At 61.7% G+C, this 16,397-nt stretch carries 9 protein-coding genes; 5 read left to right on the forward strand and 4 right to left on the reverse strand.

Annotated elements, in window-relative coordinates; translation table 11 throughout:
- Positions 1–42 precede the first annotated feature (42 nt).
- Both J2129_RS08145 and J2129_RS08150 read right to left on the reverse strand, forming a co-directional pair.
- Positions 43–618 carry a flavodoxin family protein gene (locus J2129_RS08145; protein ID WP_209630393.1) on the reverse strand — a complete coding sequence of 192 codons (576 nt, stop codon included), beginning with the start codon at positions 616–618 and terminating at the stop codon, positions 43–45.
- A gap of 2,031 nt (positions 619–2,649) precedes the next feature.
- Complete coding sequence (locus tag J2129_RS08150) at positions 2,650–3,792, reverse strand: aldo/keto reductase (RefSeq protein WP_209630394.1); 1,143 nt, start codon at positions 3,790–3,792, stop codon at positions 2,650–2,652.
- Between the two features lie 553 nt (positions 3,793–4,345).
- Here J2129_RS08150 and J2129_RS08155 point away from each other — a divergent pair.
- The 3 genes from J2129_RS08155 to J2129_RS08165 are packed head-to-tail and all read left to right on the forward strand — an operon-like array spanning position 4,346 to position 8,128.
- Positions 4,346–6,199 carry a hypothetical protein gene (locus J2129_RS08155; protein ID WP_209630395.1) on the forward strand — a complete coding sequence of 618 codons (1,854 nt, stop codon included), beginning with the start codon at positions 4,346–4,348 and terminating at the stop codon, positions 6,197–6,199.
- Positions 6,196–7,425 (forward strand): nickel pincer cofactor biosynthesis protein LarC, encoded by a 1,230-nt coding sequence (gene larC, locus J2129_RS08160; protein ID WP_209630396.1) that lies wholly within the window; start codon positions 6,196–6,198, stop codon positions 7,423–7,425. Before J2129_RS08155 ends, larC begins: the two co-directional genes overlap by 4 nt.
- 43 nt (positions 7,426–7,468) lie before the next feature.
- Positions 7,469–8,128, forward strand: coding sequence for a hypothetical protein (locus J2129_RS08165; protein WP_209630397.1), 660 nt, complete (start codon positions 7,469–7,471; stop codon positions 8,126–8,128).
- Between the two features lie 512 nt (positions 8,129–8,640).
- Here J2129_RS08165 and J2129_RS08170 read toward each other — a convergent pair.
- A complete protein-coding gene (locus tag J2129_RS08170; RefSeq protein ID WP_209630398.1) occupies positions 8,641–9,012 on the reverse strand; it encodes an HIT family protein in 372 nt (123 codons plus the stop codon).
- Positions 9,013–9,207: 195 nt separating this feature from the next.
- Here J2129_RS08170 and J2129_RS08175 point away from each other — a divergent pair, with 195 nt between their 5' ends.
- Positions 9,208–10,728, forward strand: a complete 1,521-nt coding sequence (locus J2129_RS08175; RefSeq protein WP_209630399.1) for an ATP-binding protein — start codon at positions 9,208–9,210, stop codon at positions 10,726–10,728.
- A gap of 8 nt (positions 10,729–10,736) precedes the next feature.
- Here the strand turns inward: J2129_RS08175 and J2129_RS08180 are convergent, their stop codons facing one another.
- Complete coding sequence (locus tag J2129_RS08180; protein ID WP_209630400.1) at positions 10,737–12,164, reverse strand: aldehyde dehydrogenase family protein; 1,428 nt, start codon at positions 12,162–12,164, stop codon at positions 10,737–10,739.
- A 437-nt stretch (positions 12,165–12,601) separates the two neighbouring features.
- Between J2129_RS08180 and J2129_RS08185 the strand changes: the two genes are divergently transcribed.
- The gene (locus J2129_RS08185; RefSeq protein WP_209630401.1) at positions 12,602–15,769 is read left to right on the forward strand and encodes a tetratricopeptide repeat protein; all 3,168 of its coding nucleotides are present in this window, start codon (positions 12,602–12,604) and stop codon (positions 15,767–15,769) included.
- Positions 15,770–16,397: the final 628 nt, after the last annotated feature.

The raw sequence follows: 16,397 nt of genomic DNA on the forward strand, positions 1-16,397 counted from the left end.
CATTCTGGCAGGAGCACCCCGCTCGCCCTCCAGACAAGGGCATCATCCCCTGATCTTTTTCAGGAGCCAGGCCATGTTCTGGCCCAGGACCCGCATCGTCTCCAGCCCCTCGGCGTCCTCTTCCACCTCGCCGGGGGCGAGACCGATGCCGATGTTCCAGTACGAGGACCCGACCGTGACCATCTGGGAGATCCCGAAGAGGTGGTTGATGGTGTCGTAGGCATGGATCCCACCAGCACGGCGGACGGCGACGACGGCCGCCCCGGGCTTGCGGGCGAACATGCCGTCGTTTGCGATCGCGACAAATCCGGCGCGGTCGAGGAGGGCCTTCGTCTCAGCGGAGACGTCGGCGAAGAAGGTGGGCGAGCCGATGAGGATCCCGTCGGCCGCGGCCATCTTCGCGATGCACTCGTTGACGATGTCGGTCTCGATGACGCACCGCCCGTCCTTCTTCTCGAAACATTTCATGCAGGCGGTGCAGCCATGGACGGGCTTCCCGCCGATATGCACGAGTTCGGTCTCGACGCCCTCCGTCTCCAGTTCCAGCAGCACCTCGCGGAGGAGGCGGGCGGTGTTCCCGTCTTTACGCGGACTCCCATTGAACGCCACGACTTTCATGGTGATCGGGCTCTCGCGTCCTCTCGTGATAAAGGCGTTGCGGCCTGGCAGGTATCCAGACGGACCTGAAGAGCCCCTGGAGAATCAGGCATGAACCCCTGGTTCACGCATACGGGATGAACATGATCGTGGACCTCCAGGGGGTGTGGGCCTGTGCTCCCATTTCGCGCAGGACGCCACAGGGGGAACACCACCCACCTGCCGCGAGAGTACAGGAAAGATTCTACGATCTGGGGCGGCACACCTGATCATCGCGCCTTCCCACACCTCCACGCCAGCACCCCCGGACTCCCGGGATGACGATTGAACTGGGAAGCATATCCAAACTCCCTGAAGAGAGATTGCTGTCCACGACCTATCGTGGCGCGGGGGGTCGGGGGGCAGCCAGCCCCCCGCCACAGAGAGAGGTCCAGAGGGGTTCTACAGGGCTAAATTCTCAAAAAAACCCGGAGAGATCATCGTCAGGATCATTTTCATGGCGGTCATCCCAGAACTCTCCCGCCCTTCTCCTCATCGATGAGAGCGAGAGATGAGAATGAAGAGATCTCTGCGTTTTCATCCGCATCCATGCATTCATCGCCTCTCCCCACGACCACGCCTGGGGCGGCCAAGCCCCCTGACCACAGAAAGGAGGATTCGGCGGGGAAGGCACACTTCGACAAACATGAACGCACCATTGCCGTCCTCGACTCAATCGTGTGGCAGGGGTCAGGGGTGCACCCCCCGGTGCGATCGAGGCCGGAAGACTGCTCTGAAAGAATGATATGGGTTTCTACAGAGCCCCTGTAGAACATCTCAAGAGAGAGAAGGAAGAGATCGGGGGCCGCTTCAGCGCGGCCCGCACGATTTGATCGCGAATACGACAGGTAATATTATTCGTCAAGTCTATTCCGAAATAAGATCTTTTCGAACCGCAGCCTCCAGGCCACCTTGCGATCCACAGGTGTCAGAGGAGACCGCCGACAGAGAGATTATCTTTGCAATATATACTCCTGTCGATATGATCCGGTCCCCTCATTCCTCGGCCCGGTACCTATGATGGGAGAAAATTGGGAGAAATATTGGCTCTGAGGTCATCCCAAAACTCTCAAGCCCCCGCCCTCTCAGAAGATCGCGATGGATGTGGCGGAAATATCCTCCCCTCTTCGTTGCGCACCTATGCATTCATGCCTTCCCACCCCACTGCGCCGGGGGCGCTGCCCCCGGACCCCCAGGATTGCGATTGGGTCGGGAAGGCAAAGCGATGATCGTGAAGGCGGGATGCGATCCCCCGCCACTCTTCATCGGCGGGGGGTTCGGGGGGCGGCCAGCCCCCCGGTGGAGGATAGGGTCCAGAATTTCTGGAAGGAAGCGCTTCGGTTCGAGGAGATGGACAGCCCAAGAGAGTTTTGGGATATGCTCTCTGTAGAAATCCTCCAGGTGTCGTGTCATCACTCACATGTCCGACCTGGATGCCGCGGATCACACTCTTCACGAGTGGGCAGGAGGCGGGATCGCCGCGTCCTCGCCGCCCCCCTCCTATCTCCATCGTGGGGTCCGGGGGGTCTCCCCCTGGCACGAGAGAGTGACAACAATGTCTTCGTTTTTCTGTGGGGGCGGCACAGTTGATTGACGTGCCTTCCCGCGCCCTCGCGCCGGGGGCGCTGCCCCCGGACCCCCCGGGGATGGCGATAGGGTCGGGAAGGCGCCGTCAATACCCATGAAGGGGGAATGTCGCCCCTCGGCCATCTTCGTCGTAGGGGGGTCCGGGGGGTCTCCCCCTGGGATGAAGAGAGGGACGGGAAGGCAGGGGCGAGAACATGAAGAGGACAGGGGCGAGACCTACGTTCTTTTCACGCGAGGAGAGAGAGATCTCGTTTTATTGCATCGTGGTGACGACTTTTCGTTCTTGACTCGACATTAGCGATGCTCTCGGGGAGTGTGCCGCCCCCGGCCAAAGAGGGGGGAAGGGGGGTGACACACGTCTCCCCCACACAAGAGACGAGGGGGTGCCATGAAACACACCGCGGTGTGTTCTACAAAACCGAAATCTTACAGGTCTGTCCCGTCCTCAAAGAGAGCGACGGCCTCCTTGAGCACCGTCGGGATCTCGATCCCCTGCGGGCAGAGGGAGAGGCACATCCCGCACTCGGTGCACCACGAGGCCAGACCCCCCTCGCCGAGGAGGGAGCGGTAGAAGAATTGTGCATACGCGGGGTCGTCGTAGAGCCCGGCATTGTTCACCTGGGCAAAACACTCAGGGATGTTTACGCCGCACGGGCAGGGCATGCAGTAACGGCACCCGGTGCACGGGACCGCGAGCCGCGCCCGGTAGACCTCGCGCACGTCCTCGACGACCGTGTGCTCCTCTGGCGAGAGCGCTCCCGGCCGGGTGGTCCCCGCAACCCCGAGGTTCTCGTCGAGGTCTTCGGGCGTCCCCATTCCTGAGAGGACGGTCGTCACCTCGGGATGGTCGAGGACCCATCGAAGTCCCCATTCGGCAGGGCTCAGGCGCACCGAGGCGTCGGCAAAGATCTCGTCCACGTCTGCCGGGGGCCGGCGGGCAAGGAGGCCGCCGCGCAGGGGTTCCATCACGACGACGGCAAGCCCCTTCTCCGCGGCGTACCTGATCCCCTCGGTCCCGGCCTGATAGTGTTCGTCCAGGTAGTTGTACTGGACCTGGCAGAGGTCCCAGGCGTATTCGTCGACGATCCGCTTGAAGGTCGAGAGGTCGTCGTGGAACGAAAACCCGGCGTACCTGATCCTCCCGTCGGCCTTTGCTTCCTCAAGAAAGGTGTCGACCTCAAGGTCCCAGAGTTTGTTCCACCGCCGGCGGGTGAGGGCGTGGACCAGGTAGGCGTCGAGGTGGTCGGTGCCGAGGCGGCGGAGTTGGGCGTCGAGGTAGCGGTCCATGTCCTCGCGGCTCTCCACCTTCCATGAAGGGAGTTTGGTCGCGAGGAAGGCCCGCTCCCGGTAGCCGTCCTGAAGGGCGCGCCCGACGATCCTCTCGCTCTCGCCGTCGTGGTAGGGCCAGGCGGTGTCGATATAGGTGGCCCCCCCGCCGATCGCCGCCCTGATCAGGGCGACGGCTGCGGGTTCGTCCACCTTGCCGTCAGGGGTCTCTGGCAGGCGCATGCACCCCATGCCGAGGGCGGGGAGGGGTTCTCCAGATGACGGGATCTCTCGATAGAACATCGTATCCTACTCTGTCGGCCCCAGAGAATTCACTGCCGGTCTTCGCCTGGCACAATCGGGTCTGCACGAGGCCTCGCCGTGGGGGAGCCGCGAAGACGACAGAGACCTGATCATCCCGCGCCGAAGAAAACGCCATAGATCTCTCAAGCGCAGTCTTCTGATCACGTACCTTCCCACATCCTCGCGCCAGAGGGTGCCCCCCGCCAGAGAGGACCCATCCGGAGGATCTCTCCACGGCCATTTTTAGAGAGCCTCTGGACCTCTGTACAGGGGAAGCCGCGTCCCCTTCGCCCTCCACGATGATCTTCCATCCGTATGCCCGAGGCACCCGTTCGATCACTTCACGACGCCGTTCTCCAGGGCGCGCACACTCCCCCCGCTCCCGCCCCTCATCCGCCCGCCCCAGAACTCTCCCCCCCTGTCGCCATCGATGGTCCTGCCCATTCTCGTCAGGAGAACGAGAAATCCGGTCAATCCCATCGTTTCATAAAAGTCTCAAGATATATGTGGGAGGAGGACGATCTCCCCATATCGAAGAAAGGAGAGAGACGACATGACAGACACGCATGAAAAAGACAAAGTCATCTTCGCCGCGACGATGGCCTCGACCTTCGAGCCGGACTCGATGACCAACGACAAACTTGAGGCCGCCACAAAAGGGCACGGCTCCCTGGTCATCCCGGTCTATGCGGCGGCCAACTCGATCGCCGAAGACCTCTTCTGCTCAGTCGCCGGGCCCGAGATGAGCCTGATGGGGCGCATGACCGTGGTGGACGCCGCCGCCGGCGAACTGCCCCTCGACATGGTCGTCGAGAAAGCGGTGCGGGAGGCAAAGAACGCCGGGGCCGAACCTGCAAACGCCGCCCTCATCGTGGCGGCGCTCGCCTACTTCTCTGGCTCGTGCGCCAGGTCGGGCGTCCCGCTCGGCAACCGGAAACTCGGGGCCATCGCACGGATCCATGCCGGGGCCGCACGGACGAGTGCGATCGCCCTCGTCACCGGCAAGTCCACCCACCGGATCCAGGCGTTCCCGGCCTATATGGCCATCTACGAAGCCCTGGCAGAGAAGAAACTGACCAGGGTCGACGGATCCATCCTCCCGCCCTTCATCTCAGGCGGGACCATCTACGGCCACTCGGCCCTTGGCGAAGATTACAACATCCCCGAACTTGCCTACAACGCCGCAAAGGTCGGGACCGAAGCGATGATGGAGAGCATGGCCGGCGCCGGGATCACGCCCCTCGCCCTCTGGCCGGCCCTCATCGGGGCGGCGGTGACGATGGAGATCGTCCACCCTGACGCCATCCTGGGCGAAGAGTTCGGGAAGTTCGGGCGCGTCGACTCGTCGTACCTCGCCGGCAAGGGCGCACGGGACGCCGCCGGGATGCCAGAAAAACTCCATATCAGGGGGACGCACGAGGAGTACGACACCGCCAAGGTGCTCGGCGACTTCGGGCTGATCCTCAAAGACATCGGCGGGCCCTCGGTCATCGGGTCGATGGCGCTCTCCGAGATCTTCGCCTGTTTCGAGGAGTCGTCGTCCATCGGGGCCGGGTTCTCGGGCGGCCCGGTCAACCCGCCTCTCGGCCACCTTGCAGGCGACTGCGTCCCGGCCCTCAGACTCCTGATGCGGCACCAGGGCGACGTCTTCGCGGTCTCGGAAGCGGTCCGCGACTACAAGATGGAGGCCTTCATCGATCCCGAACTGGCCCTCTGCAGTCTCAACACCATCGCCAGAAAGGCCGAGCAGGTGAGCCGCGGCAAGGTCACCAGGGCCTGCATCCTCGCCTCAGAAGGGGTGCGGGACCGCGCCATCTACCGGCGGGCCGCTCACACCTACGACATCATCAAGGCCGGGCAGACCGTCGCCGACGCCACGCGGATCCTTGACGAGGAGAGACTCGCCTATGTCGAACGCCGGGGTTCGGCGATCCTCTCGGGCTTCACCGGCAGGGAGGTGGCGCTGAAGTTCACCTCGATCAAGGCTCACGGCCGCCGGACCGACAAGTTCACCGCACGCTACTGGGGTTTTGACTCCAATGCCTCGTACGACGTCTCCATCGACGGGAAGAAGTATCATGTCGAGAACCTCAGCGGGAAGGAGGTGCCCGCCTTCGCCCTTGAGGGGAAGAACCGCGATGATCCTGACTGGCCGGTCGCCCTCTTCTGCGGGTCCATCCTGACCCAGGAACTCCAGTACATCGGGCACACGATCATCAACATCACCGTCCCCGCGGCGGTCGCCGGGCTCATCGGGATGGAGGCGGAGGAGGCCGCGAAAGGGGCCGAAGACGGCGCTTTCCTCACCCGTGCCATTCCTGGCGCCGACGAGAAGGCCCTCGACGTGGCAAAACTTGCACAGCGGGTCTATGCAAAGATCAACGAGCCCTTCCCGCCTGCCGCATGAGAGCGCTGCTCATCGACCCGAGGGTCGGGGGGATCGCGGGCGACATGCTCGTCGCCGCCCTCGTCGACCTCACCGGGCTGACTGAACCCCTCACCTCTCTTGCAGAGGCGGTCGCCACCCTGCCCGGATGTGCGGCCTTCGACGTGGCGGTCACCGAGACCGCGCACGGGATCAGGGCAAAGAAACTCAGGGTCATGCTCCCTGAGAGGCAGGCCGGGTCTGACGGCGACCTGGTGGCGGCGATGGAGGAGGTGATCGAGAGGGTCGGGCTCTCCCCAGGTGCGGCGGCGACGGCCAGGGGCGTGCTGAAAGACCTGGTCGAGGCCGAGCGGCGGCTCCACCCTTCGGGGTTTTCCCGCCATGCCGTCGCCTCGGCCGACACGATCTTCGATATCCTGGGCCCGCTCCTCCTGATGGAGGAGGCCGGGCTGTGGGGGTGTCCGGTCTACGCCACGCCCCCGGCGCTTGGCGGCGGGACAATCCCGACCGGCGAGGGCGAGGTCGGCGGCCCGGCCCCGGCAGCGCTCGAGATCTGTGCCAGGCACCGCCTCCCGATCTCTGAGTGTGCGCTCGGCATGGAACTCACCACCCCGACCGGCGCCGCCCTCCTTGCCAACCTGGCGGTCGTCGCGGACTGGTTCCCGGCGATGGTCCCCGCCCGCATCGGGTATGGGGCGGGCACCCGTGAACAGAACGGGCGGCACAACCTCCTGCGGGTCGTCGAAGGGGAGATCGGCGATCTGGTGGACGAGCGGATCGTGGTCCTGGAGACCAACCTCGACGACATCACCGGGGAGACGGTCGGCTACACCTTCGAACGCCTCTTTGCGGCCGGGGCGGTGGACGTCTATATCACCCCGGCGATCGGGAAGAAGCACCGGCCGGTGCAGGTGCTCTCGGTGATCACCGATCATGCCCGCTACCAGGACCTGATCAGGATCTTGATGGACGAGACCGGGACGCTCGGGGTGAGGGTGCGCGAGGAACCGCGGCTTGTCGCCGAGAGGTCGCGAGAGGCGGTGGAGGTCGAGGTGGGCGGGCGGACCTTCCAGGTGCGGGTGAAGACCTCACGCTCATGCGGGCGGGTGGTGGCTATCAAGCCGGAGTTCGAGGACATGAAGGAGATCGCTCTTACCCTCGGCATGCCCTTCAGGGCGGTGGCCGACGAGGTGCACCGGCATCTTCCTGGTCTCAGAGAGGAGTCGGGGGGGCCTCGCACCTCCTGAAGCCACCTACAGAGTAATATATGTCGGCGCCGTACCGGAAATCATGAAACGATGGATGAGTGTAACTCTCCTCCTCTGCGTCGCCCTTCTCTGTTGCGGGTGCATGCAGAACGGCGACGAGGGCGACGAACCCCTGCCAGGGACGCGCTATGCCCAGAGCGGCAACGCCTCCGAGACGATGCAGTTGGATCCCGGGCTGTACCGTTTTGTGATGAACTCCAGCGGGTCGGGGGCCTTCGAGGTCGGGATCCAGAACCCTGACACCTATGGCCTCATCGCCCGCGGCGAGAGTCCGTATTCGGGATCACAGGTCTTTGGGATCTATGAGAACGGGACCTATGTCATGAATGTCACCGCCGAGGATGCGTGGGTCGTGAATGTCGAACTCCTGACCGCACAGGCCGGGGCAGGGGCGCCGCTCCCGTTCACGCTCAACGGTTCAGGCGACGACACCGCCGGGTGGGTCGACCTCCCGATCGGCGAGGTCACGTGCGACCTCACCAATGACGGCGACTCGGTCTTTGCGGTCTGGCTGTACAACAAGACCGGGCACCCGGTCTTCGACCAGACGAACACCTATCTCCAACCGCTCCACGGACACATGGGATCTTATAATGGGTCCGTGCCGGTGGCCATCGAGGAGAAAGGGCCATATTACCTGAATGTCATCTCGAATGGGAACTGGAGTGTCTCGATCTCCTGAGCCCCTTTTTTTGGCTTTGTAGAAATCTGTACCTATTCTCCGCCTTCCCCCATCTTCTCGCCGGGGGCGAGTGCCCCCGGACCCCCGGGACCACATAGGGGCAGGAAGGCGGAATAGATGACCATAAAGAGAGTGCTGCCGTCCTCGACCTATCATGTGGCGGGGGGTTCGGGGGGCGGCCACGCCCCCCGCCAGAGAGATTCATCAAGAGGATTTCTACAGAACCGAAATTCTCAACTCTCTCCTCCTCCTCCCCCCACGGATGAAGAGTGGCGGGGGATCGCACCCTCTCGTCGCGATCGTCGCTCTGCATTCTCGGCCCTATCACCATGTCGAGAGTCCGGGCGGCACTCCCCCCAGCATGGGCGTGGGGGAAGGTGACAAATGCAGGGATGCGCGATGAAAACGCAGAGATCTCTTCATCATCATCATCTCTCCCCCTCATCGGTTCTGCCTTCCCGCCCCTAAATCATCCGTCAGGAGGTCTGCGAGAGACCCCCCGCATGCCCAGGTCATGGGTACGTCTTTTTTTCCGGGACCACGCCCCGCACCCCGCCCCTCGGGTCAGGGACATCCCCGACATAGCGGGGGATGAGATGGAGATGGAGGTGCGGCACCGTCTGCCCGGCAGCGGCGCCGACATTGATCCCGAGATTATACCCGTCAGGGTGATAGGCCTCCTCGATGAGCGGGCGGCACCTGGCGACGAGATCGAGGAGGGCCGCCTGTTCCCCGGCGGTCGCCTCGAAATAGGTGGGGACATGCCTGAACGGGACGATGAGGAGGTGGCCGGGGCTGACCGGGTAGCGGTCGGGACGTGCATAGGCAAGGTCGTTGCGGGCGACGACCTCGTCGGCCAGGGGATCGCAGAATGGACAACTCATGCCCAGAGGTCGCACCTCTGATCATAAATACCTGGCAATCCCAGGCCGCGGCCCCACCAGAGCGATCATGACCCCTAAAGATTAAACCCTCCACAAATGATTTACATATAATTATTAAATATGATGAAAATATTTAAGCTCTCTTCTGTCACCATCATCTATCATCCTACCTAAACCCATAATTCAGGAGATCTGATGACATCCATACTTTATGTCCATAATAACGCCCCTCCCTCCGACGAGGTCAGGGAATGCCTGGAAGACGGAGGGGCGTTCTCGGTCACCACCACCCCCTCGGCAGGCAACGCCCTCCAGGTACTGCACGACCGTCCCTTCGACGCGATCATCTCGGCCCGCTCTACCGGAGAGAACGACGGGATCTCCCTTCTCACGCACCTCAGGGAGATCGGCGACCCGACGCCTTTCATCTATCTCACAGGGGAGGAAGACGAGAGCGTCATCCATGCACTCGCCCACGGCGCCGACCTCTGCATCTGCAGGGACTGCATCGAAGAGGACCGGCATACCTTCTTGAAAAAGGTCCAGGCCCTCATACATCGGAAAAAGAGGTACCCCTCCTCCTACCCCCAGTCCCGCGCCACCTTCTTCCTCGATGTCCTGCCTGCCTGGACCATGGTCCTCGACCCCCAGGGGAAGATCCTCTATGCAAACCAGGCCGCACAGGAGATCGCCTCTGACGTCCGGGGGCCTCCCAGGTCTGTCGTGACCCGTGCCGACCCCGCGCCTGCGGCGGCACCGGGCGGCGGTCTCGAAGGCATCTCCGTCCTCTCCCTGACCGTCGAAGAGTCCAGAGAACGCCTCAGGATCGTGATCGCAGATGCCTGTGCCGGAAAAGAGACCGGGCCTGGAGAAGTCTGGCTCAAGACCCCTGGCGAGGCGCGGATCCCTGTCATGGTCAGGGCGGCGCCGGTCACCTACCTGGACGAGGACGCCGCACTCCTCGTCCTGACCGACCTCACCGAACAGATGGCCCTCCAAAAAGAACTCGAGTACCACGCCGCCGAACTCAGACGGTTCTCTGAATCGCTGGCCAGGTACACCAAGAAACTCACCATGATGGAGGAGATCACCCGCCACGACGTCCTCAACCAGCTCACGGCCCTCCTCGCCCACCTCGAGATCGCCGGGGAGGGAGGGCCCGGAGACCACGAATATCTCGACCACCTCAAGGTGGTCCGCCAGGCCGCGACCGCCATCAGGAGGCAGGTCGAGTTCACCCGCACCTACCAGGAGGTCGGGGCCGATACCCCGCAGTGGTGTGCCCTGGAGACAATAGTGGCCGGATTGCGCCCCAGCACCCTTGCAGTCAGGTCAGAGGTGAAAGGCGTCGAAATCTATGCCGACCCCCTCTTTGAAAAAGTCTTCTTCAACCTCCTCGACAACACCGAACGCCACGGCGAGGGGGCCGGGAACGTTCTGATCTCGTGCCAGGAAAACGAACGAGGGCTGAGGATCTGCTGGGAGGACGACGGCACCGGGATCAGGGCAGACGAAAAAGAGAAGATCTTCAGGCGTGGGCATGGACAGAACACCGGGTTCGGACTCTACCTCTCCAGGGAGATCCTCGCGAGCACCGGGATCGAGATCAGGGAGACAGGCAGAGAAGGGGAAGGGGCGCGGTTTGAGATCCTGGTCCCTGACGGCCGGTACAGGTGGGCGCAGGACCTGGCGCAGGGCCCGCACCCGTCGGCCTGACCCGGTGATCACCCCCGCCGGTGCAGGACCATCAGCCGCGGCTCGGTCATCTCCTCGATCGCATACCGCGGCCCTTCCCTGCCCACGCCTGAGGCCTTCACCCCGCCGTAGGGCATGGCGTCGGCCCGAAAGGTCGGGACGTCGTTGACGATCAGGCCGCCGACCTCGCACTCGTCGAAGGCGTGAAAGGCGCGGTCGAGCCGGGTGGTGAAGATCCCGGCCTGCAGCCCGAAGGGGGAGTCGTTCACCCTCGCGAGCACCTCGTCGAAGTCGTCGAAGGGGGTGACGGTGATCACCGGCGCAAACATCTCGGTGGCATTCACCCGCATCTCAGGGAGGGTGTCGGTGAGGACGGTCGGGGCAAAGAGGGTGCCGGTCCGCGTCCCCCCGGCAAGGACGGTCGCCCCGTCCTCGACCGCCTCCCCGACCTTTTCTTCGGCCGCCGCCGCGGCCTCTTCAGAGATCATCGGCCCGACGTCGACGCCCCCGTCCCTCGGGTCGCCGCTCACGAGCGCCCCGGTCCGTTCCAGGACCATCTCCAGGCATGTCCGGAAGACCGAACGGTGAATGAAGACCCGCTGGACCGAGATGCAGACCTGGCCGGCGCCAGAAAACCCGCCCTGCACGATCCGCTCGGCGGCGTACGGGAGGTCGGCGTCCTCGTCCACGACGACCGCGGCGTTCCCGCCGAGTTCGAGGCCGACCCGCGTTCTCCCGGCGATCGCGCGGAGGTGCCACCCGACCGCCGGGCTCCCGGTGAAGGAGAGGAAGGCGATCCTGTCGTCCCGCACCATCCTTTCGGCAAGGTCGGTGGTGCACGGGACGACCGAGACGGCCTCTGCCGGATACCCGGCCTCGACGAGGAGGTCGCCGAGGACGAGCCCTGAGAGCGGGGTCTTTGAGGAAGGCCTGTGGACCACGGCGTTGCCGGCGGCCACGGCCGGCCCGATCTTGTGACAGGCAAGGTTGAAAGGGAAGTTGAAGGGCGTGACCGCAAGCACGATGCCGAGAGGGACACGGCGGAGGTAGCCGGTCCGCCCGGTCGTGGCCTGGGTGAGGTCGAGGGGGATCACCTCGCCGTAGATCCGCCCCGCCTCCTCGGCCGAGAGGAGAAGGGTCTCGACGGCACGCGCCACCTCGGCCCTCGCAAGGACCGCGGTCTTCCCGCTCTCCAGGGTGATCGTCTCCGCGATCTCGTCGCTCCAGTCTTCGATGAGGGCGGCAAGGCGGGTGAGCACGCCGGTCCGTGCATGCGTCGGGAGCCGCCTGGTGCGTTCAAACCCCAGTTCCGCCGCACCGACGGCGTCCTCCAGGTCGGCCTGGCCGGCGAGGCAGACGGTGCCGACGAGGGCGTGGTCGTACGGGAATCTGACCTCAAGGATCTCTTCGCTCGTCCGCCGCTCCCCGCCGACAAGGAAAGGTCGAGGCTCTGTCATGGAAGGGGATCTGGGCAGACCTGGATATGGAGGTTTCGGCATGGGGTCGGCCGGGAAGGTTCATATAGAATAGTGTACCGGGTGTGAGCACCGGTGCCCGGGGGAGGACGTGGGGCGGGATGGACTCTCGACTGTGCAGAATAGATTCTCCAGGTCGGTTCTGGATCATCTTGATACTCACGATACTCGTGATCCTCCTGGCAATTGGGGTCATAGTCTGGGAGACCGTCGCGCTCCTGCACGTTCTCCTTCGCACGATCCCCGAGACCATGCTGGCACCAATTCTCATATCTCTCGCACTCCTTTTCATCGTGGGAATATTCTGGCTGGAGGTGCCTGACTGCAGGTGCATCCGGACGATCCGATCCACGCGCACGCAGATCAGAATATCCCTGCTTCCCGGAGAGATCAGGGTCAAAAAAGCCTACTCTCGGTTCATGTCCTGGGTCAACAGGACGATGTGTATTCTCCTGAAAAATCTCGTGATCAGCACCGGGATCGTCTGGGTCTTCATCCTCCTCGACCTGGTGGTGCACGACCTCTCCAGGGATGAACTGAAAAGTCTTGTCTCCTATATCCTCCAGAGTCTCAACACCCTCTTCACCCTTGATCTCATCGCCCCGATCCTGATCCTCACTATCGTACTCTTCATCCTCGGACTGCTCAACCGGGCGCGAAACACCCTGATCATCGAGGATGTGCAGAGGGCAGAGAAAAAGAACGACAAAAAAGAGAAGAAGGACGAGAAAAAGGGATCCCCCAACTACCACCTGATCCTCATCGAGGAACTCAACCGGATCTACCAGATTTACAGCGATGTCGACGAACAGCGTCCCATAAAAACCTCGATGGCAGAAAAATGCGACATCACCTCGGCGTCTCTGAGGGCAGGGAGTCTGGACTCTCTCCTCAACAGCGCGACCCTTGCAGAGACCGCCGTCACTCTCGGTCCGGTCTCGGTCCCGTCCAACTTTCTGCTGTCCCTGACCAACAGGGTGCTGAAGGGCCCCCGCCTCCTCCTCTCGGTCGACCGTGAGGACAGGACGGTCAGACTCAGCGCGGTGCTGACATCTCCAAAAAACCTCAGTTGGCAGGTCACGCGCACGATCCCGCATGCGCCCCCGACCGAAGAACACCCTGACAATGATATGGTCAGAGAACTTGCCTGCCGGATCTTCACCGGCATGACACGCGGCAAGACCCAGCGCTGGGAAGCGACAGAGGCATTTGTCGAAGGACTCGAGAATTACCGCAAAGGCCTCAGGTCACCGAAAGACCAGATTTTCTATCTCAAAGAGGCAGAGGACAAATTTTTCAAGGCGCTCGGATATGATGAAGGCTACAAATTCGCCTGGTACAACCTCGGCGTCGTCTATAGTGAGATGAAACGACATGACGCCGCAGAGAAGGCGTTTTCTCGTGCAGCCGAGATCGATCACTCACAGTGGGAACCCTACTATGCAAAGGCGGTGAATGCCAGGCACCAGATCATAACTGATACAGAAAGAACGTTCTGCAAAGCGGCCACGCAAAAATGTCCGCCCCTTCAGGACAGGACTCCGGATCCTGCCGCAAAGTATCAGGAGATCATCGCACACCTCGACCAGGCAGAGAGAGTCCTGAAAAAAAAGCGCCGCAATGATGTTTCAGAGGTCTTCATGGTGAGGGGCGAGACCTATCTCAGGATATATCGAATGAGCAAGGATCAGGACGACCTCGACCAGGGCGTCTCCGACCTCAGGGAGGCGACCCTCGCAGGATGGAGGCGGTACCGGGCCCATCTTGCATCCTCGCCGACCACGGTCTCCGAACTTGCCAGAGAGGAGACCGCATGCCGACTGATGCAGGAGTCCCTCAGTTCTCTCGCCTATGCCTATGCCCACACTAACCGCAGCGAGGCCGAGTGCCTCATCTCCCATGCCATCTCCATCGACCCGACCTGCCCTGAGGTCTACTTCACCTGCGGCCGGATCCATCTCATGGAGGAGCAGAAGGAGAAGGCGGTTCGGGCGTTCAGGACGGCGACCGAGATCGCCCCGCAGAGGATGAAATATTGCCTGGCCCTCGCGATCGCCGAGTGTCTCACGGACGCTGATAAGATAGACGGATGTCCTCAGGTCATCGAGAAGAAGATCGGTGGATGCCTTCAGATCATCGACGGGGGCAGTACGAATGATACAGAGATGGAAAGAGAACTCTGCGCTGAGGTGAGCGAGGAAGAATGGATCGAGATCGACGAGATGGTAAAAGATCTGAAAAGTGAAGATCCAAAAAATAAGTGTGAGAAAAAAGAGGACCAAGATAAAATTAGAGACGATCTCAATGATCTCCACGCCCTATGTTGCAAGGTCCACAAGGAGGAGATCACCGATATCGCCACGTACAGCAGGAACAAAAAGAGCGAACTCCACACCACATGGCAGCAGTACTGGGAAGAGCCGCTCACCTTCCAGGAGCACTATGACCTTGCACGCCTCCATTATCAGGAGAAGAGATACCGCCTCGCGATCCAATTCCTGGAGACGACACTCCCGCTCAGGCCCCAGGATCCACGCGCCTCCGAGTACATCGGGATCGCCTCGGTACAATATGTCCTCTCCTCTCATCCCCGCGATTATGCTACCATCCTGGAGAAGGGCGAGAAAAACCTGGAGAACGCCCTCCAGATCTACCGGCACCGGATTTACAAGATCCTTGAGGCGGAGAGCAACGCCGAGGTATTTCTGAAAGGGATCGTACGCACCTATTACTGGCTCGGGCGCCTCTTATCGATCAAGCAGAGGTATCCCGAGGCGATCGAGAAATTTCAACTCGCCACCCAGCTTGCAGAGGACTCATGCAGAGGGTACACATCTGACCTGAAGACAGGACTGACCTCCCGGCTTGCATGGGCGTATCTGAGAAACCAGGACTATGACCTGGCAGAAATTAAATTTAGAGAGACAATTCTTCTCGCTGAGAACCATCTCCATACTGATCTCAGTGGAGATCTCGAAGATGAGATCAAGGGCCGGGAGATCACATATTGTTCCTATCTTGGCCTGGCATATTCATTTTTTCTCCGTGGCATTGCCCCTGATGAGACCAAGTCTTATCTGAACAAAGCAAAGAAGATCGAAGAGAAAAACGCTCCCCGTTATTCCGGTTGTCATGCATCGTGCCTGGGGCTCTATGAATACACCAGGTCTCATTCAGATCCAGGAGACAAAAGAAGATGCCTTGAAGAGAGCATCACCCTGCTCACCAAAGGCCTGGAGGGGAGACCGACGGCGGGGAAGTACCTCGCCCTGGCCAGGGCCTGCATCTCATGTGGAGAACTGGAGGGGTCAAAGCCGGTTTCTGAGAGGAAACCTACTGAAGAAAAATACACTGCCATGGCCAAGACCTATGTTTCCTTCGGGGCACTGAAGGAGGAAATACAGGATCCAGAGGAAGAGGAGAACCAAATTCCAGAGGAGAAGCCAGTGATCCCGGCAAAGATGCCATACCTCTCCCGCGCACAGGAGTGCCTCGCCCGTGCGAGGGAGATGGATCACTTCAGGAGACATGCCGACGAGATCGAGAGGCTCAGCACACGGGTCGAGCGATGCCTAAAACCAAAGTGACGTGAGAGGAGAGGAGCGGGATGATCCTCTGGCTCTGTAGAAATCCTCTTGATGCATCTCTCTGGCGGGGGGCGTGGCGCCCCCCCGAACCCCCGGGGCCACGATAGGGGCAGGAAGGCAGAATAGATGACCATAAAGAGAGTGCTGCCGACCTCGACCTATCATGAAGGGGGGTGACACACGTCTCCCCCACACAAGAGGAGAGGGTTTCTACAGAGCCGATCCTTTCTGCCTGAATATGGACCTCTCGCCTTCCCCAGATCATCTGCTGGAACAAACGTCAGTCAGCGAGGGCGAAAAGAGCTCATTTTTCCCGTCCACTGAAGATCGAAGAGTTTCGGCTTTGTAGAGCCTTCAGGATGGCCATCTCTGAGGGGGGCGTGGCGCCCCCCTACTCCTGTGCGACGCGAGAGGGCAGGGGCGGTAACGCACTCGTCATCTTCTCGCCCTTATCGTGGTCCAGAGGGTCCAGGGCAGTGTCCCAGGCGCCGAGAGGGGAGGGAGAATCACGCTTGCCTACAGAGTCCTACAAAGCGGGGGGGAGCGTGATGCAACCGCCTTCCCATAGATTTTCCCCAGATAAAGATAGGGACAGAAGGCGGAGAGGGGACCATGAAGAGGGTATTAC

The organism is Methanofollis sp. W23, from assembly GCF_017875325.1.
GTDB lineage: Archaea > Halobacteriota > Methanomicrobia > Methanomicrobiales > Methanofollaceae > Methanofollis.